Source organism: Streptomyces sp. NPDC005423, assembly GCF_040606415.1.
Taxonomy (GTDB): domain Bacteria; phylum Actinomycetota; class Actinomycetes; order Streptomycetales; family Streptomycetaceae; genus Streptomyces.
Window position 1 is genome coordinate 1 of sequence record NZ_JBEXET010000007.1, and the last position, 21,020, is coordinate 21,020.

Consider the following 21,020-nt stretch of genomic DNA (forward strand, 5'->3'; position numbering starts at 1 on the left):
CAGCGAGGACGCCCCGCTGAACTACGCGTACATGATCCAGTGGTGGCTGTTCGCCGCGGCCGTCCCGTTCGGCTACGTGGTACTGGCCCGCGCACCGCGGGCCGCCGTCCGTCAGGTCACTTCGCCGTCACCACGACGGTGGCCCGCCACTCCTGGATGCCCTTGCAGGAGATCTTGTGCGGCGCGGTCGCGCACAGCGGCCGGGACGCGGTGAGTTCGACGGTCCCGGCCGAGACCGCCCGGAACGCCGAACTGGCGTCACCGGCCCGGATCATGATCCCCCCGTTGGTGGCCTCCAGGCCGGTGCCGGCGGTGCTGACCGGCGTCCAGGGCCGGGCGGCCGTCCCGTCCAGCAGAACGCGGACCGTGCCGCCCTCGGTCAGGCAGAACGTGCCGTTGCCGTCGGCGGCGGCGAGGGACGTCTTGGGCGTGCAGTCCGGCCGGCCGGACGCGCTCGACGAGGGCGTCGGCGTCGGGGTGGGCGTGGCGGTGGGGGACGGGGACACGGTGGCGCTGCCGGTGTCGGACGTGGAGTCGCAGCCCGCGAGGGCGAGTGCCAGGACGGCGAGGGCGAGCGCGGGGCGAAGGGTCGATCGGCGCATGGGGGACCTCCTTTGTCCCTTTGACGTGTCACCGTCGAATCCGGATCCATTCGTGGACATGACAGGACCCCGACCGCTGCGAGACGGCCGGGGCCCAGCTCATGAGGGGATCAGCTGGTCGTCACGGCGGTGTCGTCGAGGACGAAGCTGGTCTGGAGGGAGGAGTCCTCGACGCCGCTGAACTTCAGCGTGACGGTGGAGCCGGCGAAGGAGGACAGGTCGAAGCTCTTCTGCGTGTACCCGGTGGCCTTGTTCAGGTTGGAGTACGTCGCGAGCGTGGTCGATCCGGCGGTGACCGTCAGCTTGTCGTACGCCGAGCTGGTCGAGGTCTCCGCGGTGTCGACGTGCAGGTAGAAGGTGAAGGTGGCCTTGCAGCCGGACGGGACGGTCACCGACTGGGACAGCGTGTCGGTGTGGGTGGAGCCGTAGCCGTCGAGCCAGGCGTAGTAGGAGCCGCCGTGGGCGGTCTGGCCGCTCTCGTTGGTGATGACCCCGCTGCTCGCGGTCCAGGTGGTGCTGCCCGACTCGAAGCCCGCGTTGCCCAGGAGCTGGGTCGAGGTGCAGGTGCCGCCGCCGCCGGAGGTGCTGACCGTCCAGGTGAAGGCGGCCGAGCCGGAGGCGCCGGTGGAGTCGGTGGCGGTCACCGTCACCGCGTAGGTGCCCGCGGTGGAGGCGGTGCCGGAGATCAGACCGGTCGAGCTGCTGATCGACAGCCCGGTCGGCAGGCCGCTCGCACTGTAGGTGAGGGTCGCGCCCGCGCTGTCCGACGCCGAGATCTGCAGGCTGGCCGCGCTGCCGGTCACGGTGGACTGGCTGCCCGGGTTGGTGACGGTCACCGTGTTGCCGGTGGTGGTGCCGGAGGTGAAGGCCGCGGTGCCGTCGGGGGTGCCCCAGCCGGTCGGGCCGTCGTAGCCGGTCCCCGCGGTGCAGTAGTACGAGGTCGTGCACGAGCCGTTGTTGCCGCTCGTGACGTCGTACAGGTTGGAGGTGTGGGAGTAGGGGTACTTCGCCGGGTAGTCGCTGGAGCCGGGGGTGCCGGCCAGCGCGTAGACGCCCGCGATGATCGGCGCCGAGGCGCTGGTGCCGCCGTAGACCGCCCAGCCCGAGCCGCCGTAGGTGTCGTAGACGGCCACGCCGGTGGCGGGGTCGGCGACGGCGGAGACGTCGGACTCCATGCGCTTGGTGCAGCCCGTGTCGGTCTGCCAGGACGGCTTCGTGTCGTACGCGGAGCAGCCCGAGCCGGTCCCCTCCGTGCTGCTCGTCTTCCACACGGACTCGGTCCAGCCGCGGGTGCTGGAGGAGCTGGAGAGGGCGGTGCCGCCGACGGCGGTCACGTACTGGGATGTTGCCGGGTACTCGGCGCCGTAGGCCGAGTCACCCGAGGAGACGGTGATCGCGACACCCGGGTGCTTGAAGTACGAGGTGTCCTCGCTGGTCTGTGAGGAGGACTCGGAGCCGCCCCAGCTGTTGGAGACGAACTTCGCGCCCAGGGCGACGGCCTCGTTCTCGGCGGTGCCGAGGTTGGCGTCGGTGGCGGAGGTGGCCTCCACCAGGATGATGTTGCAGTTGGGGCAGACCGCGCTGACCATGTCGATGTCGAGCGCTTCCTCGCCCGCCCAGCCGGTGTCGTTGGTCGGCAGCGAGGTGGTCGAGCCGGTCTGGCTGACCTGCTTGAAGCAGCCGTTGGCCTTGGTGCAGGCGGAGAGGCCGTAGTTGGAGCGGTAAGTGGCCAGGTCCGACTCGGCGTTGGGGTCGTTGTAGGCGTCGACCACGGCGACCGTCAGACCCGAACCGCCGGTGGAGGGGAGGGCGTAGGCGCTGTGCAGGTTGGCCGGGCTGAGGCCGGAGACCGCGGCGGCGGCGTCCGCGTGCACGGCGGCGGCCAGTCGCTGTTTGATGTCGGTGCGCCGCTGCGCGAAGCAGGAGGCGTGGCCGGGGGCGGCGGTGGCGCACAGGTGCTCGGTCGGCACCTTCTGGCCGGCCTTGCCGGTGGAGTGGACCGCCTGGGCCGTGGGAGAGGTGAGGGCCTTGGCGTTCTGGGTGACGCGGGAGACCTGGGCGGCGGCGTGGGGTGCGGGTTGCGCACCCGCGGGCGAGGCCGCGACGAGTCCGGCGACGCTGAGGGCGAGAGCGGGTATGGCAGCGGTCAGTAGTCTTCGCAGACTCCGTCTGGGCTTCTCACGCATGGGGTACTGCCTCCGTCTTGGAGTGGGGTTCCTCGGCGTGGTGGCAGGCCTGTGACGCGCGTAGCGGCGGCGGTAGACGTCGTCATGGGCATGACACTTTGGTCGTCCTGCTGAGCCACTTGTAAGTGACATGAACAGGACGGGCAGAACCTAGCCGGGACGGGCGGACCGCGAACAGGGACCCCTCAAGAACTTTGCTCCCCCATAGCAGCTCCATGGACGGCCCATGAAAGCTCCATGGGCCGTCCGCGACACGGGGGAGGGGCCGGCGGGGGGACCGCCGGTCAGAAGTCCTCGTCGAGGTCGACCGTGCCCTCCACCGCGACCTGGTAGGCCGACGACCGCCGCTCGAAGAAGTTCGTCAGCTCCTGCACGCCCTGCAACTCCATGAAGGAGAAGGGGTTTTCGGAGCCGTAGACGGGCGCGAAGCCGAGCCGCCGCAGACGCTGGTCGGCGACGCACTCCAGGTACTGGCGCATCGACTCGGTGTTCATGCCCGGCAGTCCCTCGCCGCACAGGTCACGGCCGAACTGGAGCTCCGCCTCGACCGCCTCCCTCAGCATCTCCGTCACCTGGTCGCGGAGTTGCTCGTCGAAGAGCTCCGGCTCCTCCTTGCGCACGGTGTCGACGACGTCGAACGCGAAGGACATGTGCATCGTCTCGTCCCGGAACACCCAGTTGGTGCCGGTCGCCAGGCCGTGCAGCAGACCCCGGCTGCGGAACCAGTAGACGTACGCGAAGGCGCCGTAGAAGAACAGGCCCTCGATGCACGCGGCGAAGCAGATCAGGTTGAGGAGGAAGCGGCGGCGGTCAGCGCGGGTCTCCAGCCGGTCCAGCTTCTCCACCTCGTTGATCCACCGGAAGCAGAACTCGGCCTTCTCCCGGATGGAGGGGATGTTCTCCACCGCGTCGAACGCCGCCGCGCGGTCCGCCGGGTCCGGGAGGTAGGTGTCCAGCAGCGTCAGATAGAACTGGACGTGCACCGCCTCCTCGAAGAGCTGGCGGCTCAAGTAGAGCCGCGCTTCAGGGGAGTTGATGTGCTTGTAGAGGGTCAGTACGAGGTTGTTCGCCACGATCGAGTCACCCGTCGCGAAGAACGCCACCAGCCGGCCGATCATGTGCTGCTCGCCCGGGGTCAGCTTCGCCAGGTCGGTCACGTCCGAGTGGAGGTCCACCTCCTCGACGGTCCAGGTGTTCTTGATCGCGTCCCGGTACCGCTCGTAGAAGTCGGGGTAGCGCATCGGACGCAGGGTCAGCTCGAAGCCCGGGTCGAGCAGGTTCTTGGCGGTCGTCACTGGCAGGCCTCGCAGGCTTCGGGGTTCTCGAGGGAGCAGGCCACCGCGTCGGGGTCGGCGGTCCGCTGGACGGGCGGGGGCGCGGCCTCCTGGGCCCGGGCCGCGCGGGCGATCCGGGTCGCGGGGCGCGAACGCAGGTAGTACGTCGTCTTCAGGCCCGACTTCCAGGCGTACGAGTACATCGAGGAGAGCTTGCCGATGGTCGGCGTCTCCAGGAACAGGTTCAGCGACTGGGCCTGGTCCAGGTACGGGGTGCGGGCGGCGGCCATGTCGATCAGGGCGCGCTGCGGGATCTCCCACGCCGTGCGGTACAGGGCGCGCACCTCGGCCGGGATCCAACTGAAGCCCTGCACCGAGCCGTTGGCCTCGCGCAGCGCCTCCCGGGTGCGGGCGTCCCAGACGCCGAGCGCCTTCAGGTCGTCCACCAGGTAGGAGTTGACCTGGAGGAACTCACCGGAGAGCGTCTCGCGCTTGAACAGGTTGGAGACCTGCGGCTCGATGCACTCGTAGACGCCCGCGATGGAGGCGATGGTGGCGGTCGGCGCGATCGCCAGCAGCAGCGCGTTGCGCAGTCCGCCGGCGGCGATCCGCTCGCGCAGCGCCGCCCAGCGCTCCGGCCAGGCCGGGGTCGTGTCGTAGTGGTCGGGGTGCAGGACACCGCGGGCGGTACGCGTCTTCTCCCAGGCGGGCAGCGGGCCGCCGCGCTCGGCGAGGGCCGCGGACGCCTCGTACGCGGCGAGCATGACGCGCTCGGCGATCCGGGTGGAGAGCGCCTTCGCCTCGGGCGAGTCGAAGGGCAGCCGCAGCGCGAAGAAGACGTCCTGGAGGCCCATCGCGCCCAGACCCACCGGGCGCCAGCGGGAGTTGGAGCGGCCCGCCTGCTCGGTCGGGTAGAAATTGATGTCGACGACCCGGTCCAGGAAGGTGACCGCCACGCGCACGGCCTCGTCCAGCCGCTCCCAGTCCATGTCGCCCCGCGCCGCGTCGACGAACGCGCCGAGGTTGACCGAGCCCAGGTTGCAGACGGCGGTCTCCGAGTCGTCGGTGACCTCCAGGATCTCCGTGCAGAGGTTGGAGGAGTGCACGGTGTGGCCCGGCTCGGCGGTCTGGTTGGCGGTGCGGTTGGCCGCGTCCTTGAAGGTCATCCAGCCGTTGCCGGTCTGCGCCAGGGTGCGCATCATCCGGCCGTACAGCTCGCGGGCCGGGATGGTCCTCCGGGCCAGTCCCGCCGCCTCCGCCGCGCGGTAGGCCGCGTCGAACTCCTCGCCCCACAGGTCGACCAGGTCCGGCACGTCGGAGGGGGAGAACAGCGACCAGACGCCGTCCTCGTTGACCCGGCGCATGAACTCGTCCGGGATCCAGTGCGCGAGGTTGAGGTTGTGCGTACGGCGGGCGTCCTCACCGGTGTTGTCCCGCAGCTCCAGGAACTCCTCGATGTCGGCGTGCCAGGTCTCCAGGTAGACCGCGGCCGCGCCCTTGCGCCGGCCGCCCTGGTTCACCGCGGCGACCGAGGCGTCGAGGGTCTTCAGGAACGGGACGATGCCGTTGGAGTGCCCGTTGGTGCCCCGGATCAGCGAACCGCGCGCCCGGACGCGGCTGTACGACAGCCCGATGCCGCCCGCGTGCTTGGAGAGACGGGCCACCTGGTGGTAGCGGTCGTAGAGGGAGTCCAGCTCGTCGCGCGGGGAGTCGAGGAGGTAGCAGGAGGACATCTGGGGGTGCCGGGTACCGGAGTTGAAGAGCGTCGGGGAGGACGGCAGGTAGTCCAGGCGGCTCATCAGCCCGTAGAGCGCGGCGACTTCGTCCACGGCGCGGGGGGTGTCGTCCTCGGCGAGGCCGGCGGCGACGCGCAGCAGGAAGTGCTGCGGTGTCTCGACGACCTTGCGGGTGATCGGGTGCCGCAGCAGGTAGCGGCTGTGCAGGGTGCGCAGCCCGAAGTAGCCGAAGCGGTCGTCGGCCCGCTCGTCGATCAGGGCGTCGAGGCGGACGCCGTGGACGCGCACGAACTCGGCGGTGCGGTCCGCGATCAGGCCCTCGCGGTGGCCCACGGCGACGGACCCGGTGAAGGACGTGACGCCCTGCGAGGCGGCCTCGGCGGCGATGCCGATCGTCAACAGCCGGGCGGCCAGCCGCGAGTAGGCGGGGTCCTCGGAGATCAGGCCCGCGGCCGCCTCGGTGGCCAGCTCGCGCAGCTCCGTCTCGTCCGCCCGGGCGGACCGGCCGCGCAGCGCGGCGGCGGCGACCCTGCCGGGGTCGGCGTCGGGCAGGTCGGCGGTCAGCTCGGTCAGGGTCCGCAGCAGCGCGGTCCCGGGACCGTCCGTCCGTACTGGGTCCGCTGAGACCGGCTCTGCTGGCGCGATGGTCACGTTGGGGCTCTCCCTCGCTCGGCACAGGGCCTGGCGCGGGGCAGGCGGCAGCACACGAGCGCACGGGGCGTCGCCTCCGCCGGCCCACTCCACGAGGCCCGGACGTCAGGCGCCTGGCCGGGTCGGCCGGGCGCGCTGTCGGCAGGTCCTCGGACTGACCGGGCGTGCGAAAGCACGCAAGTACACCGTTGCGGGACAGTTCCGGATTCGCACCGGATTCCCCTGCGGCGACAGCGAGCATGAGCATACATCTTGTGCCGGGCTGCCGAGACGCCACCAGATGTTGTGTCAGGGTGGTGTCGGAGCGTCAACTCGTAGGTGAGGAGAGTGATCACTCCGCGGCCCCGCGGCGCACGCCGACGGGCCGCCGGCAACCTGCTGCCGACGGCCCGTCGCGGGGTGGCGGGACTCTGTTGGGGGTGGGCTCAGTGGGCGGGAGCCGCGGTCGCCGGCGGCAGTTCCGCCTGTACGCCCGGGTCGCCGGCGTCCGCCGTGTAGTCGGCGGGGCTGGTCTCGTCGACGCCTTCGGGTGCCTTGAACGCCTTCAGGGCGAAGGTCAGCACGACCGTGACGACGACGTTCAGGACGAACGCGGTGAGGCCGATGTAGCCGATCTCGCCGATGCCGGGGATCTCCTTGGAGGAGCCGCCGAAGTGGGCCTGGGTCGGCGAGGCCACCCCGTACGCGGCGAGGGTGCCGTAGATCATGCCTACCGCCCAGCCCGCGAGCAGGGCCCAGCGGTGGAACCAGCGGGTGAAGAGGCCGCCGACCAGGGCCGGGAAGGTCTGAAGGATCCAAATGCCGCCGAGGAGCTGGAAGTTGATGGCGACCGTCTTGTCCATGGTGAGGACGAAGACCAGCGCGCCCACCTTCACCAGCAGCGAGACCAGCTTGGAGACCCTGGTCTCCTGGGCCGGGGTCGCGTCGGGCTTGATGAAGTCCCGGTAGATGTTGCGGGTGAACAGGTTCGCCGCCGCGATCGACATGATCGCCGCCGGCACCAGTGCGCCGATGCCGATCGCCGCGAACGCCACACCGGCGAACCAGGCCGGGAACATGTCCTCGAAGAGCTGCGGGATCGCCAACTGCCCGTTGGTCACCTTCACTCCGGCCGCGATCGCCATGAAGCCCAGCAGCGCCAGCAGACCGAGCATCAGCGAGTACAGCGGCAGCAGCGTGGTGTTGCGGCGGATCACCTCACGGCTCTTGGAGGAGAGCGTCGCGGTGATCGAGTGCGGGTACATGAAGAGCGCGAGCGCGGAGCCCAACGCCAGGGTGGCGTACGTCCATTGACCCGCCGGGGCGGGGACGAGACCGCCCGCTCCCGCCGCGGTGAACTTGGCGCCCGCCTTGGCGAAGACGGAGCCGAATCCGCCGAGCTTGATCGGGATGTAGATGATCGCCACCGCGATGACGATGTAGATCAGCGAGTCCTTCACGAACGCGATCAGCGCGGGCGCCCGCAGCCCCGACGAGTAGGTGTACGCGGCCAGCACCCCGAAGGCGATGAACAGCGGCAGGTCCTTCACGAACCAGTTGGCATGGGCGCCGCCGCCCACCCCCAGCACGTCCAGCACGGCCTGGATCCCGACCAGTTGGAGCGCGATGTACGGCATCGTCGCCAGGATGCCGGTGACCGCCACCGCCAGCGAGAGCCCCTTCGACCCGAAGCGCCCCCGCACGAAGTCCGAGGTCGTCACGTACCCGTGCCGGTGCGAGACCGACCAGAGCCGGGGCAGGAAGGTGAAGATCAGCGGATAGACCAGGATGGTGTACGGCACCGCGAAGAAACCGGCCGCGCCCGCCGCGTAGACCGCCGCCGGAACGGCCACGAAGGTGTACGCCGTGTACAGGTCGCCGCCGAGCAGGAACCAGGTCACCCAGGTCCCGAACGACCGTCCGCCCAGGCCCCATTCGTCGAGGCTGTGCTCGTTGTCCGGCCGCCGCCAGCGCGCGGCCAGGAAGCCCAGGACCGTGACGGCGAGGAAGAAGAAGACGAAGACGCCGAGCGCGACGCCGTTCACACCGTTCTTCACTCGGACGCACCTCCCTCACGCGTCGCGCCGGCCCGGACCTCGCGCTGCCACAACTGGTGCGCGGTCACCGTCAGCGCGGTGGAGATCAGCACCCAGAGCATCTGGTACCAGTAGAAGAACGGGATACCGATGAACGTCGGGTCCGTCTTGGAGTAGGAGCCGACCCAGAGCAGCGCCACGAAGGGCGCGGCCAGGCAGACGGCGATCACGACGCGTACCGGTGTCACCACCGGGTGTCTCACTTCTGTTCCGTCCGGCATACCGCGACTCCATCCCCTCACCGTTCGCCTGTGTAACGCGCAGGCAATCTAGATCACGCCGTCAGGGCAGCGAAAGGGCAAGTCCGCGTATCCGTATGCCGATTTCGTGAAGGGCCGCGCGCGGTCAGTCCTGCGGGCGCTTGAGCCGGGCCACGAACTTGTAGCGGTCGCCCCGGTAGACCGAGCGCACCCACTCCACCGGCTGGCCCTCCTTGTCCAGGGAATGGCGGGAGAGCATGAGCATCGGCAGGCCCACGTCGGTGCCGAGCAGGCCGGCCTCGCGCGGAGTGGCCAGCGAGGTCTCGATGGTCTCCTCGGCCTCCGCGAGATGGACGTCGTACACCTCTGCGAGGGCGGTGTAGAGGGACGTGTACTTGACGAGGCTGCGGCGCAGCGCCGGGAAGCGCTTGGCCGAGAGGTGCGTCGTCTCGATCGCCATCGGCTCGGCGTTGGCCATCCGCAGGCGTTCGATCCGCAGCACCCGCCCGCCGGCCGTGATGTCGAGCAGGCCGGCGAGGGTGTCGTCGGCGGTGATGTAGCCGATGTCCAGCAGCTGCGAGGTCGGCTCCAGGCCCTGGGCGCGCATGTCCTCGGTGTAGGAGGTGAGTTGGAGCGCCTGGGAGACCTTCGGCTTGGCGACGAAGGTGCCCTTGCCCTGGATGCGTTCGAGCCGGCCCTCGACGACCAGTTCCTGGAGCGCCTGGCGCACGGTGGTGCGGGAGGTGTCGAACTCGGCGGCCAGGGTGCGTTCGGGCGGCACCGGGGTGCCCGGGGTCTGGGTCTCCGTCAGGTCGAGCAGGTGCTTCTTCAGCCGGTAGTACTTGGGCACGCGCGCGGTACGGACGGTCGGTCCACCCTCGTTCTCCGCACTGCTGACGTCGGTGCTCATGTCTGCCTTCCCGGCTCCGGATGCGGCTCACATCGTGGCACGGCAGCGTGCCGGGGGATCCGCGGCGTGCTCCGTGATCCCTTCTGTATACCGTCGGCCGCCTCTTTTGGTCTAGTCCACCACGTGGAATGGTCTACCGGAAGCGACCCCTCCGGGGCCCGTCTTTTCGAGGGCTTCTTACTTAAAGGTTCCTGCATATGTAGGTCCCATAACGGCTGGTCGGAGCCCTTTCGGCCACCCTTGACACGCTTCATGGTCTGGTCCAAGCTCCCCCTACTGGTCTACACCATTGGTCCAGGTCCCGGCCCAACGCTCGCGCGGGGAGGCAGGGGGGTGTGCAGGATCCCTGAGGAGGGTTGGCGTGAAGCGCAAGCTCATAGCCGCGATCGGTATCGCGGGCATGATGGTCTCCGTCGCGGCGTGCGGGGGCAACGACGACAAGGGTTCGGGCAAGAGCGGCGCCGACGCCAAGGAGCTGACCGTCTGGCTCACCGTCGACGCCCAGAACAACTGGCCGGCCCTGGTGAAGGCCGCCGACGCCGCCGTGCAGAAGAAGCACCCGGGCGTCAAGATCAAGCACGAGTACTACGGCTGGCCCGACAAGAACACCAAGCTGGACGCCGTCCTCGCCACGGACAAGGTGCCCGACGTGGTCGAGATGGGCAACACCGAGATGCTCGGCTACATGGTCAAGGGCGCCTTCGCCCCCCTGGACACCGCGCAGTTCACCAACTCCTCCGCCTGGCTCGACGGCCTCAAAGCGTCGGTGACGTACGACGGCAAGACCTACGGCGTGCCCTACTACGCCGGCGGCCGGGTCGGCAACTGGCGCAAGGACCTCTTCGCCTCGGTAGGCGTCAAGTCGACCCCGAAGACGTACGCGGAGCTCACCGCCGACCTGGACAAGGTGCAGAAGAAGGAGGGTGGCAAGTTCTCCGCCTGGTACCAGCCCACCCGTGACTGGTACGCGGCCATGTCCTTCGTCTACGACGCCGGCGGCTCCATCGCCAAGGAGGACGGCGGCCAGTGGAAGGCCAACCTCTCCTCGCCCGAGTCCCTCAAGGGCCTGAACGAGTTCAAGACCGTCGTCGACAAGTACATGCACGGCGACAAGACCAAGGACGAGTCCGACCGCTACATCGTCTACGGCCAGGGCAAGTCCGGCATGATCTTCGGCGCGGCCTGGGAGGGCGCCAGCGCCACCGACCCCAAGGCCGACAAGACCGGCAAGCTCAAGGACAACCTCGAGAACTTCGTGATGCCCGGCCCGTCCGGCAAGAACCTGCCCGTCTTCCTGGGCGGTTCCGACCTCGCGGTCCCGGTCAAGTCCAAGGCGCAGGCGCTCGCCGCCGAGTGGATCAACGCCTTCACCGGTCCGGCCGGCCAGAAGGGCCTGATCGCCAAGGGCAACCTGCCCAACAACAAGACGGACCTCGCGGCCCTGAAGAACGACCCCGCGACCGCCGTCCCCGCCACCGCGGCCGAGTCCAACTGGTTCGTCCCGATGGCGCCGGGCTGGGGCCAGGTCGAGAAGGCCCAGGTCCTGCAGACCATGCTGCAGAGCATCGGCACCGGCAAGCAGTCGGTCGAGGCCGCCGCGAAGGCCGCCGACACGGCGATCGACAAGGTCATCAACACCAAGTGACCTGAACGCAGGGCCCTGTCGAGCACAGGGCCCTGCTTCTCGTACGACCAGAGGGACCGCTGAGGAGCGCGCGATGAGTGCCGCAGACACCACCACCCCCGCCAAGGTGCCGCCGCCGCGGCAGGCGCCACCACCACCGGCCGCCGCGCACAACCCCCGCCGCAGAAACCGGACTTCGGGCGGCCCGGCCACGCCCTGGCTGCTGCTCGCGCCCTGTCTGCTGCTGCTCGCCCTGGTCATGGGCTACCCGCTGGTCCGGCTGGTCACCCTCTCCTTCCAGACGTTCGGCCAGTCCCAGCTGTGGGGCTTCAAGCCCGCCGAGTGGGTCGGCTTCGACAACTTCGCCGACGTCCTCAAGGACAGCGAGTTCTGGTCGGTCGTCGTCCGCACGATCGTCTTCGCGGCCGGCTGCGTGCTCTTCACGATGGTCGTCGGCATGCTCGTCGCGCTGCTGCTCCAGAAGGTGTCCGGCTGGCTGAAGACCCTCATCAACATGGTCCTGGTGGCCAGTTGGGGCATGCCGGTCATCGTCGCCACCACCGTCTTCAAGTGGCTCTTCGACTCGGACTACGGCGTCTTCAACGCGCTGCTCAGCAGGCTCCCCGGCGTGGACATGATCGGCCACAACTGGTTCGCCAGCGGACCGCAGGGCCTCGCCGTGATCATGCTGCTGGTGGTGTGGGGCGCGGTGCCGTTCGTCGTCATCACCCTCAGCGCGGGACTGACCCAGGTGCCGAAGGAGATGGAGGAGGCCGCCCGCCTCGACGGCGCCGGCGCGTGGGGCGTCTTCCGCTACGTGACCCTCCCGATCCTGAAGCCGATCATCGTGATGCTCACGACCCTGTCGGTCATCTGGGACATGGGCGTCTTCCCCCAGGTCTTCGTCATGCGCAACGGCCACCCGGAAGCCGAGTTCCAGCTGCTCAGCACCTACTCCTACGACCGGGCGTTCGTCATCAACGACTACTCGCAGGGCTCGGCGATCGCCCTGCTCACCGTGGTGCTGCTGCTCGGCGTCGTCGCCGTGTACATGCGCCAGATGCTCCAGATCGGAGAGGTCGAATGAGCACCCTCGCCCCCGGGCGGCGCCGGAAGCCGAAGCTCGGCTGGAACCTCCTCGGCCTCCTCGTCCTGGTCGTCACCGGCTTCCCGATCTACTGGATGCTCAACACGGCGGTCAAACCGGCGAAGGACGCCATCGACGCCGACCCGAGCCTGCTGCCCACCGGCATCACGCTCGACAACTTCCGCCGCGCACTGGACATCGCCGACTTCTGGGGTCCGGTCGGCCGCAGCCTCGTCGTCTCCCTGTCGGTGGTGGTGATCGGCGTCGTCATCGGGCTGCTGGCGGCACTGGCCATCTCCCGCTTCGCCTTCCGCGGCCGGCAGGCCGTGATCGTGGGCATCCTGGCGGTCCAGATGGTCCCGCTGGTCTCGATGATCATCCCGGTCTTCCTGCTCCTGAACGACCTCGACCAGTACGACAGGCTCTCCGGCCTGGTCATCACCTACCTGACCCTGATCCTCCCGTTCACGGTGTGGACCCTGCGCGGCTTCATCGTCAACATCCCCAAGGAGCTGGAGGAGGCCGCGATGGTCGACGGCTGCTCCCGCACCGGCGCCTTCGTACGGGTCGTCTTCCCGCTGCTCGCCCCCGGCATGGTCGCCACCTCGGTCTACGGCTTCATCCTGTCCTGGAACGAGTACCTGTACGCCCTGATGCTGATGAGCCAGGAGCACCAGACGGCGACCGTGTGGCTCGGCAACTTCACCACCAAGCACGGCACCGAGTACGCCCCGATGATGGCCGGAGCCACGATGATGGCCGTGCCGATCGTCGCCCTGTTCCTCCTCGTCCAGCGCAAGATGGCCGCGGGCCTGACCGCTGGCGCCGTGAAGGGATAACGCCCTCCGATGACGACATTCGCCAGCGGCACGGACACGTTGACGCGCGACGCCCTCACCGTGCTCCAGCCCGGCTTCCCCGGCACCACGGCCCCCGACTGGCTGCTCCGCCGCCTCGGCGAGGGCCTGGCCTCGGTCGGCCTGTTCGGCCGCAACATCGCCTCACCCGGTCAACTCGCCTCCCTGACCGCCCAGTTGCGGGCCGAACGCGACGACGTACTGGTGGCGATCGACGAGGAGGGAGGTGATGTGACGCGGCTGGAGGTGCGCACCGGCTCCTCCTTCCCCGGCAACCACGCCCTCGGCGCGGTGGACGACGTGGAGCTGACCCGGCTGGTCGCCCACGAACTCGGCCGTCGGCTCGCCGCCTGCGGGGTGAACCTCAACTGGGCCCCCTCGGCGGACGTGAACTCCAACCCCGCCAACCCGGTCATCGGCGTCCGCTCCTTCGGCGCCGACACCGGCCTGGTGGCCCGCCACACCGCCGCCTACGTCACCGGCCTCCAGGCGGCGGGCGTGGCGGCCTGCACGAAACACTTCCCCGGCCACGGCGACACGGCGGTCGACTCCCACCACGCGCTGCCGCGCATCGACGCGGAGCTGCCCGTCCTCCACCGGCGCGAACTCGCGCCCTTCCGCGCCGCGATCACCGCCGGCACCCGCGCGGTGATGAGCGCGCACATCCTCGTCCCGGCCCTGGACCCGGACCGCCCCGCGACCCTCTCGCCCCGCATCCTGACCGACCTCCTGCGCCACGAGCTCGGCTACGACGGGCTCATCGTGACCGACGGCATGGAGATGCGCGCCATCGCGGGCACCTACGGCATCGAGCAGGGCAGCGTCCTCGCCATCGCGGCCGGCGCCGACGCCATCTGCGTGGGCGGCGGCCTCTCCGACGACGCGACCGTACGACGGCTGCGCGACGCCCTGGTGGCGGCGGTCCGCTCGGGCGAACTCCCCGAGGAACGCCTCGCGGAGGCGGCGGAACGGGTGCGGGGACTGGCCCGGTGGACGGCGCAGGCGCAGCGGGCCGCGGCGGCCGCCTCGGAGGCGCCCACGGAGCCCGGCACGGAGCCGGCCGCGGGTACGGTCGGCCAGGCGGGCCGGGCCGACGTCGGCCTGGTCGCCGCGCGGCTGGCCCTGCGCGTCACCGGCGCCGACGGTTTCGTGCCGCTCACCGAGCCGCCCTACGTCGCCGCGCTCACGCCCGTCGCCAACATCGCGGTCGGTGACGAGACGCCGTGGGGCCTCGCGGCAGAGCTGTCACGGAAGCTGCCCGGCACCGGAACAGGCAGCTTCACCGGCGAGGACGCGGGGCGGGCCGCGCTGGCGGCGGCCGGCGAACGGAGGGTCGTGGCCGTCGTGCGCGACGAGCACCGGCACCCCTGGATGGCGTCCGCGCTCGACACCCTGCTGGCGGACCGCCCGGACACGATCGTCGTGGAGATGGGCATCCCCCAGGCCGAGCCGCGCGGCGCGCTCCACATCGCCACCCATGGCGCGGCCCGCGTCTGCGGCCTGGCCGCGGCCGAGGTCATCGCGGGGGAGTGACTCCCGAAGACACCGGTGCCGGGCGACTCCACGAGGTCGCCCGGCACCGGTCCGTCTTCTGTCACCTGTCCCGCTGGGAGCTTCAAATCCTTTGCCAGGCGGGCTTGTTGGCGTAGGTGTGCCGGAAGTAGTCGGCGTGCTTCAGCTTGGCCGCGGCCGCCTCGTCGACGACCACGGTCGCGTGCGGATGGAGCTGCAACGCCGAGGCCGGGCAGACCGCCGCGACCGGCCCCTCGACCGTCGCCGCGACGGCGTCCGCCTTGCCCTCACCGGTCGCCAGCAGCACCAGGTGCCGCGCCTCCAGGATCGTCCCGATGCCCTGCGTGATGACGTGGTGCGGAACCTGCTCGATGTCGCCGTCGAAGAAACGCGCGTTGTCGATCCGGGTCTGCTCGGTCAGCGTCTTGATCCGCGTCCGCGAGGCGAGCGAGGAGCACGGCTCGTTGAACCCGATGTGCCCGTCGGTCCCGATCCCCAGCAGCTGGAGATCCACCCCGCCGGCCGCGCCCAGTGCCCGGTCGTACGCCTCGCACGCGGCCTGCACGTCCGCGGCGGTGCCGTCGGGCCCCATAAACGCGTCCATCCCGACCCCGAGCGGCTCCAGCACCTCCCGCCGCAGCACCGAACGGTAGGACTCCGGATGCTCGGCGGGCAGCCCGACGTACTCGTCGAGCTGGGCGATCCGCGCCCGCCCGACCCGCACGGCCCCGGCGCGCACCCTGGCCGCCAGCGCCTCGTAGACGGGCAGCGGGGTCGAACCGGTGGCCACGCCGAGCACGGCGTCCGGCTTCCGTCCGAGCAGCTGGGCCATGGACTCGGCGACGAGCTCGCCGCCCGCCCTGGCGTCCGGGACGATGACAACTTCCACGCTGGGCCTGCCGATCTGGGGAGACTGGCTCGACTCTGGCACGAGCCGCCAGAACTACGACTGGTGGTTTCTGTGGTTTCCGTGGTCTCTGTGGTTTAGACCAATCTAACAGAATCGACCCTTGCCTCCCAGGCGGAAGGGAGTTGGCGAAGGCCGCCGAAATTGCCCCCGGTATCCGGCCCCGCGCATGACCGGACACCGTTAGGCTGCTCGGAGATGCTGGGTCGTCCGAGCAACGGGCGGAAGCGCCGGCATCGAACATTCCCCGACGCATGGACACGGATAGTGGTCTAGTCCACAATGCGTAGGGAGATAGAAGCCTCCGCCTTCCCTGCACAGGAGGGCGGACCGAGGAACCGGCGCTCTCTGCCCTGACTGCTCCGGCTCCTCATCCATCGGCCGATCGGGACCGCACACCCCGTGGCCGTTGTTGCTCCGGGCTGCGGTGCCGGGAGGGTTGAGGGTCCCTCTCAGGCGCCGCGGCCCGCGGGTGTGTTCGGAGCTGGTCCAGACCGGCGGGTACGCTCGGACCTGTGCCCTCCATGAACGAGCTCGTACGCCAGCACACCGCACTCGACGTCTCCGACCTCGAATGGCTGCACCTGCTGGTCTCGGAGTGGCAGCTGCTCTCCGACCTCTCCTTCGCCGACCTCGTCCTGTGGGTACCGACCCGGGACGGCACGCGCTACGTCTCCGTCGCCCAGATGCGGCCCAACACCGGACCGACCTCCTACCAGGACGACATGGTGGGCCACCTCGTCCCGCGCGGCCGGCGCCCCATGCTGGACGCCGCCCTCGACGAGGGCCGGATCGTGCGCGAGGGTGACCCCGAGTGGCGCGAAGAGGTCCCGGTCCGCGTCGAGTCGATCCCGGTACGGCGCGAGGGCCGCGTCCTCGGCGTCATCGCCCGCAACACCAACCTGCTCACCGTGCGCACCCCGAGCCGCCTCGAACTGACCTACCTCCAGAGCGCGTCGGACCTCGCGCAGATGATCGCGGCCGGCTCCTTCCCCTTCCCCGGGCAGCAGGTCGACATGGACGCCTCGCCCCGCGTCGGCGACGGGCTGATCCGGCTCGACGGCGACGGGATCGTCCAGTACGCCTCGCCGAACGCGCTCTCCGCGTACCACCGCATGGGGCTCGCCGCGGACCTCGTCGGCCACAACCTGGGCCGGACCACGGCCGAACTCGCCCCCACCCGGGGGCCGGTGGACGAGGCGCTCGCCAAACTCGCCAGCGGCTGGGCGCCGCGCGAGTTCGAGATCGAGGCGCACGACGGGGCGATCCAGTTCCGGGCGATCCCGCTCAAACCCAAGGGCACCCGCATCGGTTCACTGGTGCTGCTCCGGGACGTCACCGAACTGCGCCGCCGCGAGCGGGAGTTGATGACCAAGGACGCGACCATCCGGGAAATCCACCACCGGGTGAAGAACAACCTCCAGACGGTCGCCGCCCTGCTCCGCCTCCAGGCCCGCCGGATCGAGTCGGAGCGCGGCCGGGAGGCACTGGAGGAGGCCGTACGGCGGGTCGGCTCGATCGCGATCGTGCACGAGACGCTCTCCCAGAACCTGGACGAGCGCGTGGAGTTCGACGAGATCGCCGACCGGGTGCTCGCGATGGTCGCCGAGATTTCGCCGGGCAAGGTCAGCTGCCGGCGCAGCGGACGCTTCGGAATACTGGACGCCGAGGTCGCCACCCCGCTCTCCATGGTGCTGACGGAGATTCTGCAGAACGCCCTGGAACACGGCTTCCGTGAGGGCGAGAGCGGCACCGTCGAGGTCGCGGCGGTGCGCGGCGGCGCGGCGAAGGAGGCCCGCCTCCTCGTCACCGTCCAGGACGACGGCGTGGGTCTCCCCGCGGATTTCGACCCGCACACCTCGGGCAACCTCGGCCTGCAGATCGTACGGACCCTGGTGGAGGGCGAGTTGGGCGGCACCTTCGACATGGTCCCGGCACCGGAGCGGGGAACGAGAGTCATCCTGGATGTGCCGGTGCGCGCCAACAAATAGGGGCCGTAGGGTGGTTGATCCGGGGCCGGACAGCAAGAAGCCCCGGACCTTCTCGGATCCGGGGCTTCCCGTGCTCGTTGCCAGCGGGTGCTGCGCATCGGGGGTACTGCGCGCTGCGGCTCGGGGGCGGGAGAAGCGTACTCGCTGTACGCGCCGCCCAAGCTCAGGCTTGTGGGGTGGGTGTGGTCAGGCGGAGGCCTGACGAGCCCGGTTGCGAGCGGCGCGGCGCTTCATGGCGCGGCGCTCGTCCTCGCTGAGACCACCCCAGACGCCGGAGTCCTGGCCGGACTCGAGCGCCCACTGCAGACACTGATCCATTACGGGGCAGCGACGGCAGACGGCCTTGGCTTCCTCGATCTGCAGCAGCGCAGGACCGGTGTTGCCGATGGGGAAGAAGAGCTCGGGGTCTTCCTCGCGGCAAACGGCGTTGTGACGCCAGTCCATGGCTGCTACCTCTCCTTGGTATTACGTGCAAGGTGTGCTTGTGAATGTGAACGCTTTCACGAATCCCTCAACAAGTGAAGGGCCGAACACCAGGTCGCCTGGTGTGAGGTCCTGTGGATTGAAGAGGGGTTCCGGCGATCCGTGGAGGCTGGTGCTGCGCGCCGTCTCGATCGCCACGTAGAGACTCGCAAACCTCAGCGGCGGATACAACCCCTTCCGGAAACTTTTTTTTGATTCCTCGGTGTCGACTAGGTCACAGCCGTACTTCCATGGGGTGGACCCTGGTCTAAACGTTCGAGTGAAAGGACTTTCGCCCCTTCTGCTCACACAATCACACGCAGTGCACGGCGTACGCCTGTGAACGTCACGCTTGTGCGCAGTCCGAGGTGGTCGCCGTCCATCTGAAGGGGGAGGGGAGCCTTCGAATGCAAGGTGAACTCACTCAGGTCGTGCAGCGCTACGGCGTGCCTGCCGTGGGGTCCGCGCTCGGGGGAGGAACTGAGCAATTGGGCGGCAACCCGGACAGCGGAAGCGGTCGAGAGCCGGTTGAGGCCGACCACGTCGAGCCCGGTATCGAACGAGGCTTTAGGTGCCGCGTACACCGGGCGATTGCCCAGATAGGTCCACGGAGAGGTGTTGCAGATTATGGACAGCACCAAATCGGTCACCGGATCCTCGCCGGCCCGCTCCAGGGTGATCGTGCCGCGGCGCCGGTGCGGATCGCCCACGAGCTGGCGCACCACCTGGCGCACATAGAGCGCGTGCGTCGACTTCCTGCCGCGTTCGCGGTGCTGTTCGACCCGGCCGACCACACCCGCGTCGAAACCCAGGCCCGCGTTGAAGGTGAACCAGCGGGAGGGGACCGCCTCGTCGTCCGTGCCTGGCGTTCCCGAGGCCAGGCCGAGCCCGACCGTGCGCTCACCGCCGTCACGGAGGGCGTCCAGAATGGCGCCGGTGGCCTCCACGGCGTCGTTGGGCAGGCCCAGGGCGCGGGCGAAGACGTTGGTGGAGCCCCCGGGGACCACGGCGAGACCGGGCAGCCCCGGGTCGGGGCCCTCGTGCAGCAGCCCGTTGACCACCTCGTTGACCGTGCCGTCGCCGCCGAGCGCCACGACCAGATCGATGTCCTTGCTCTCGGCCGCCTGCCGGCCCAGGTCGCGCGCGTGGCCGCGGTACTCGGTGGTGACCGCTTCGAGCTTCATCTCGCTCGCGAGGGCGTGGATGAGGACATCGCGCGTACGTGCGCTTGTGGTGGTTGCCGCCGGATTGACCACGAGAAGTGCACGCATGTGATGCAGCGTACCTACTGGGTGGTACTCCACCCCTACCGAGTTAGGGATCGGGTAAGAGGGAAGGGCGTGAGCCTGGACACGGTGGCCGGAACGGCCGGGGCTACCCTTCAGGGGTGAGTTCTGAGCAGACCCCCGCCCCCGAGAACACCGGACCCCGCCCGCGACGCCTGACCTGGGCGGCGGCGCTCGCCGGCCTCGAAGGGCTGGCGCTGACCGTCGGGGGCGGCTGGCTGCTGGTACTGGGACTCACGGGCGGCCTGCACGACCGCCAACAGGCGGTGACCGGCGGGGCGACCCTGCTCGTACTGGCGCTGCTGCCGCTGCTGGCCGCCCGCGGACTGCTCCGCCGCCGCAGCTGGAGCCGGGGCCCGGCCGTGATCACCCAGCTCATGGCGCTGCCGGTGGCCTACAACCTGCTCCAGGCCGACAGCGTCGCGATCCCGGCCGGGATCGCCCTCGCCGTCGTCGCGATCGGGGCGCTGGTCCTCCTGGTGAACCCGGAGACGACCCGGGCCCTCGGCATCCGGGGCCCCGGTCGCACGGAGGAGCCGAAGAGCTAGGGCCCCTCGGCCGGCTCACTCCTCGACGAGCAGCTTCTCCCGCAGCTGGGCCAGCGTGCGGGCGAGCAGCCGGGAGACGTGCATCTGGGAGATGCCGACCTCCTGCGCGATCTGCGACTGGGTCATGTTGCCGAAGAAGCGCAGCAGCAGGATCCGCTTCTCGCGGGGCGGCAGGTCCTCCAGAAGAGGCTTGAGCGACTCGCGGTACTCGACGCCTGCCAGCGCCTCGTCCTCGGCGCCCAGGGTGTCCGCCACGGCCGGCGACTCGTCATCGGTGTCCGGGACGTCCAGGGAGAGCGTGGAGTACGCGTTGGCCGACTCCAGACCCTCCAGGACCTCCTCCTCCGAGATGGCCAGCTTCTCGGCCAGCTCGTGCACGGTGGGGGAGCGGCCGTGCTGCTGCGAGAGCTCCGCGGTCGCCGTGGTGAGCGAGAGCCGCAGTTCCTGCAGCCGGCGCGGGACTCGTACCGCCCAGCCCTTGTCGCGGAAGTGCCGCTTGATCTCGCCGACGACCGTGGGGGTGGCGTACGTCGAGAACTCCACGCCGCGGTCGGGGTCGAAGCGGTCGACCGACTTGATCAGGCCGATGGTGGCGACCTGGGTCAGATCGTCCAGCGGCTCGCCGCGGTTGCGGAAGCGGCGCGCGAGGTGCTCGACGAGCGGCAGATGCATACGGACCAGCCGGTTGCGCAGCTCCGCGTACTCGACACTGCCGTCCCGCAGCGTGCGCAGCTCGATGAAGAGCGCGCGGGCCCCGCTGCGGTCCTGCGGGTCGTGCCGCGTGCTGTGCACGCTCTGTGCGCTCACCGCGCTGTCCTCGGCGTTTCGCTCGTGCTCGCTCATCGTCCCGCCCGTAGCCCTTCCCAGAGCTCTCGCCTCCTCCCCCGCGCCCGGTACGCCGTGCGCGGGGGGACCCCCGGGCACGGGAGAGGCCCCGCCCAGGCGCACCGCACCGTCCTGATCCCGCTGCCCGTCCGCCACGAAGCCGGCCTCCGCACGGTCGTCGGAGTCGTCCTCGGGGTGCGGCCGGGCCTGCTCGGGGATGCCGTCGATGCCGCCCTCGGCGGGCAACTCCCGTGTGCCGCGCTCGTCGTCCCGCACCGGCCCGCCCC

At 70.0% G+C, this 21,020-nt stretch carries 17 protein-coding genes, 1 pseudogene and 1 riboswitch; of the genes and pseudogenes, 7 read left to right on the forward strand and 11 right to left on the reverse strand.

The window, feature by feature from the left end:
* Positions 1–214, forward strand: a pseudogene (locus tag ABZT12_RS11050) (hypothetical protein); the annotation flags it as partial.
* On the opposite strand, the gene ABZT12_RS11055 reads toward ABZT12_RS11050, so the two are convergent.
* The 7 genes from ABZT12_RS11055 to ABZT12_RS11085 all read right to left on the reverse strand — a co-directional run bounded on the left by ABZT12_RS11055 (position 117) and on the right by ABZT12_RS11085 (position 9,634).
* Positions 117–602, reverse strand: a complete 486-nt coding sequence (locus ABZT12_RS11055) for a hypothetical protein (RefSeq protein WP_356380894.1) — start codon at positions 600–602, stop codon at positions 117–119. The pseudogene ABZT12_RS11050 and the gene ABZT12_RS11055 overlap by 98 nt on opposite strands.
* 110 nt (positions 603–712) lie before the next feature.
* A complete protein-coding gene (locus ABZT12_RS11060) occupies positions 713–2,788 on the reverse strand; it encodes a putative Ig domain-containing protein (protein WP_356380897.1) in 2,076 nt (691 codons plus the stop codon).
* Positions 2,789–3,072: 284 nt separating this feature from the next.
* Positions 3,073–4,029 carry a ribonucleotide-diphosphate reductase subunit beta gene (locus tag ABZT12_RS11065; protein WP_356381363.1) on the reverse strand — a complete coding sequence of 319 codons (957 nt, stop codon included), beginning with the start codon at positions 4,027–4,029 and terminating at the stop codon, positions 3,073–3,075.
* A 50-nt stretch (positions 4,030–4,079) separates the two neighbouring features.
* Positions 4,080–6,449 carry a ribonucleoside-diphosphate reductase subunit alpha gene (locus ABZT12_RS11070; protein WP_356380900.1) on the reverse strand — a complete coding sequence of 790 codons (2,370 nt, stop codon included), beginning with the start codon at positions 6,447–6,449 and terminating at the stop codon, positions 4,080–4,082.
* Positions 6,450–6,571: 122 nt separating this feature from the next.
* A riboswitch (cobalamin riboswitch) is annotated at positions 6,572–6,734 on the reverse strand.
* A gap of 140 nt (positions 6,735–6,874) precedes the next feature.
* Positions 6,875–8,485 carry a monocarboxylate uptake permease MctP gene (mctP, locus tag ABZT12_RS11075; RefSeq protein WP_356380903.1) on the reverse strand — a complete coding sequence of 537 codons (1,611 nt, stop codon included), beginning with the start codon at positions 8,483–8,485 and terminating at the stop codon, positions 6,875–6,877.
* Positions 8,482–8,745 (reverse strand): DUF3311 domain-containing protein, encoded by a 264-nt coding sequence (locus tag ABZT12_RS11080; RefSeq protein ID WP_356380906.1) that lies wholly within the window; start codon positions 8,743–8,745, stop codon positions 8,482–8,484. The genes mctP and ABZT12_RS11080 overlap by 4 nt, the downstream gene beginning before the upstream one ends.
* A 124-nt stretch (positions 8,746–8,869) precedes the next feature.
* The gene (locus ABZT12_RS11085) at positions 8,870–9,634 is read right to left on the reverse strand and encodes a GntR family transcriptional regulator (RefSeq protein WP_356380909.1); all 765 of its coding nucleotides are present in this window, start codon (positions 9,632–9,634) and stop codon (positions 8,870–8,872) included.
* Positions 9,635–9,995: 361 nt separating this feature from the next.
* Between ABZT12_RS11085 and ABZT12_RS11090 the strand changes: the two genes are divergently transcribed.
* From ABZT12_RS11090 to ABZT12_RS11105, 4 genes are all read left to right on the forward strand, one after another.
* A complete protein-coding gene (locus ABZT12_RS11090) occupies positions 9,996–11,279 on the forward strand; it encodes an extracellular solute-binding protein (RefSeq protein ID WP_356380912.1) in 1,284 nt (427 codons plus the stop codon).
* A 73-nt stretch (positions 11,280–11,352) separates the two neighbouring features.
* Positions 11,353–12,345, forward strand: coding sequence for a sugar ABC transporter permease (locus ABZT12_RS11095; RefSeq protein ID WP_356380915.1), 993 nt, complete (start codon positions 11,353–11,355; stop codon positions 12,343–12,345).
* Positions 12,342–13,184, forward strand: coding sequence for a carbohydrate ABC transporter permease (locus ABZT12_RS11100; protein WP_356380918.1), 843 nt, complete (start codon positions 12,342–12,344; stop codon positions 13,182–13,184). Before ABZT12_RS11095 ends, ABZT12_RS11100 begins: the two co-directional genes overlap by 4 nt.
* A gap of 9 nt (positions 13,185–13,193) precedes the next feature.
* The gene (locus ABZT12_RS11105) at positions 13,194–14,735 is read left to right on the forward strand and encodes a glycoside hydrolase family 3 protein (protein WP_356380921.1); all 1,542 of its coding nucleotides are present in this window, start codon (positions 13,194–13,196) and stop codon (positions 14,733–14,735) included.
* Positions 14,736–14,817: 82 nt separating this feature from the next.
* On the opposite strand, the gene nagB is transcribed toward ABZT12_RS11105, so the two are convergent.
* Positions 14,818–15,603 carry a glucosamine-6-phosphate deaminase gene (gene nagB / locus ABZT12_RS11110; protein WP_356380924.1) on the reverse strand — a complete coding sequence of 262 codons (786 nt, stop codon included), beginning with the start codon at positions 15,601–15,603 and terminating at the stop codon, positions 14,818–14,820.
* 542 nt (positions 15,604–16,145) lie between these two features.
* On the opposite strand from nagB, the gene ABZT12_RS11115 reads away from it, so the two are divergent.
* Positions 16,146–17,612 carry a PAS domain-containing sensor histidine kinase gene (locus tag ABZT12_RS11115; RefSeq protein ID WP_356381366.1) on the forward strand — a complete coding sequence of 489 codons (1,467 nt, stop codon included), beginning with the start codon at positions 16,146–16,148 and terminating at the stop codon, positions 17,610–17,612.
* 186 nt (positions 17,613–17,798) lie between these two features.
* Here ABZT12_RS11115 and ABZT12_RS11120 read toward each other — a convergent pair whose 3' ends face one another.
* Positions 17,799–18,056, reverse strand: a complete 258-nt coding sequence (locus tag ABZT12_RS11120) for a WhiB family transcriptional regulator (RefSeq protein WP_006142322.1) — start codon at positions 18,054–18,056, stop codon at positions 17,799–17,801.
* Positions 18,057–18,379: 323 nt separating this feature from the next.
* Positions 18,380–19,345: a diacylglycerol kinase family protein gene (locus tag ABZT12_RS11125; protein WP_356380927.1), complete on the reverse strand. Its 966-nt coding sequence runs from the start codon at positions 19,343–19,345 to the stop codon at positions 18,380–18,382.
* 116 nt (positions 19,346–19,461) lie between these two features.
* On the opposite strand from ABZT12_RS11125, the gene ABZT12_RS11130 reads away from it, so the two are divergent.
* Positions 19,462–19,908, forward strand: a complete 447-nt coding sequence (locus tag ABZT12_RS11130; RefSeq protein WP_356380929.1) for a hypothetical protein — start codon at positions 19,462–19,464, stop codon at positions 19,906–19,908.
* Positions 19,909–19,923: 15 nt separating this feature from the next.
* Here the strand turns inward: ABZT12_RS11130 and ABZT12_RS11135 are convergent, their stop codons facing one another.
* Positions 19,924–21,009 (reverse strand): SigB/SigF/SigG family RNA polymerase sigma factor, encoded by a 1,086-nt coding sequence (locus tag ABZT12_RS11135; RefSeq protein WP_356380932.1) that lies wholly within the window; start codon positions 21,007–21,009, stop codon positions 19,924–19,926.
* Between the last annotated feature and the right edge of the window lie 11 nt (positions 21,010–21,020).

Excerpts from the sequence above, each read along its gene's own strand:
- ABZT12_RS11120 (WP_006142322.1), bottom strand. The coding sequence starts at position 18,056 with ATGGACTGGCGTCACAACGCCGTTTGCCGCGAGGAAGACCCCGAGCTC.
- ABZT12_RS11055 (WP_356380894.1), bottom strand. The coding sequence starts at position 602 with ATGCGCCGATCGACCCTTCGCCCCGCGCTCGCCCTCGCCGTCCTGGCA.
- ABZT12_RS11065 (WP_356381363.1), bottom strand. The coding sequence starts at position 4,029 with ATGCGCTACCCCGACTTCTACGAGCGGTACCGGGACGCGATCAAGAAC.
- ABZT12_RS11115 (WP_356381366.1), top strand. The coding sequence starts at position 16,146 with ATGAACGAGCTCGTACGCCAGCACACCGCACTCGACGTCTCCGACCTC.
- ABZT12_RS11085 (WP_356380909.1), bottom strand. The coding sequence starts at position 9,634 with ATGAGCACCGACGTCAGCAGTGCGGAGAACGAGGGTGGACCGACCGTC.
- ABZT12_RS11125 (WP_356380927.1), bottom strand. The coding sequence starts at position 19,345 with ATGCGTGCACTTCTCGTGGTCAATCCGGCGGCAACCACCACAAGCGCA.
- ABZT12_RS11060 (WP_356380897.1), bottom strand. The coding sequence starts at position 2,788 with ATGCGTGAGAAGCCCAGACGGAGTCTGCGAAGACTACTGACCGCTGCC.
- ABZT12_RS11080 (WP_356380906.1), bottom strand. The coding sequence starts at position 8,745 with ATGCCGGACGGAACAGAAGTGAGACACCCGGTGGTGACACCGGTACGC.
- ABZT12_RS11105 (WP_356380921.1), top strand. The coding sequence starts at position 13,194 with ATGACGACATTCGCCAGCGGCACGGACACGTTGACGCGCGACGCCCTC.
- ABZT12_RS11095 (WP_356380915.1), top strand. The coding sequence starts at position 11,353 with ATGAGTGCCGCAGACACCACCACCCCCGCCAAGGTGCCGCCGCCGCGG.
- ABZT12_RS11100 (WP_356380918.1), top strand. The coding sequence starts at position 12,342 with ATGAGCACCCTCGCCCCCGGGCGGCGCCGGAAGCCGAAGCTCGGCTGG.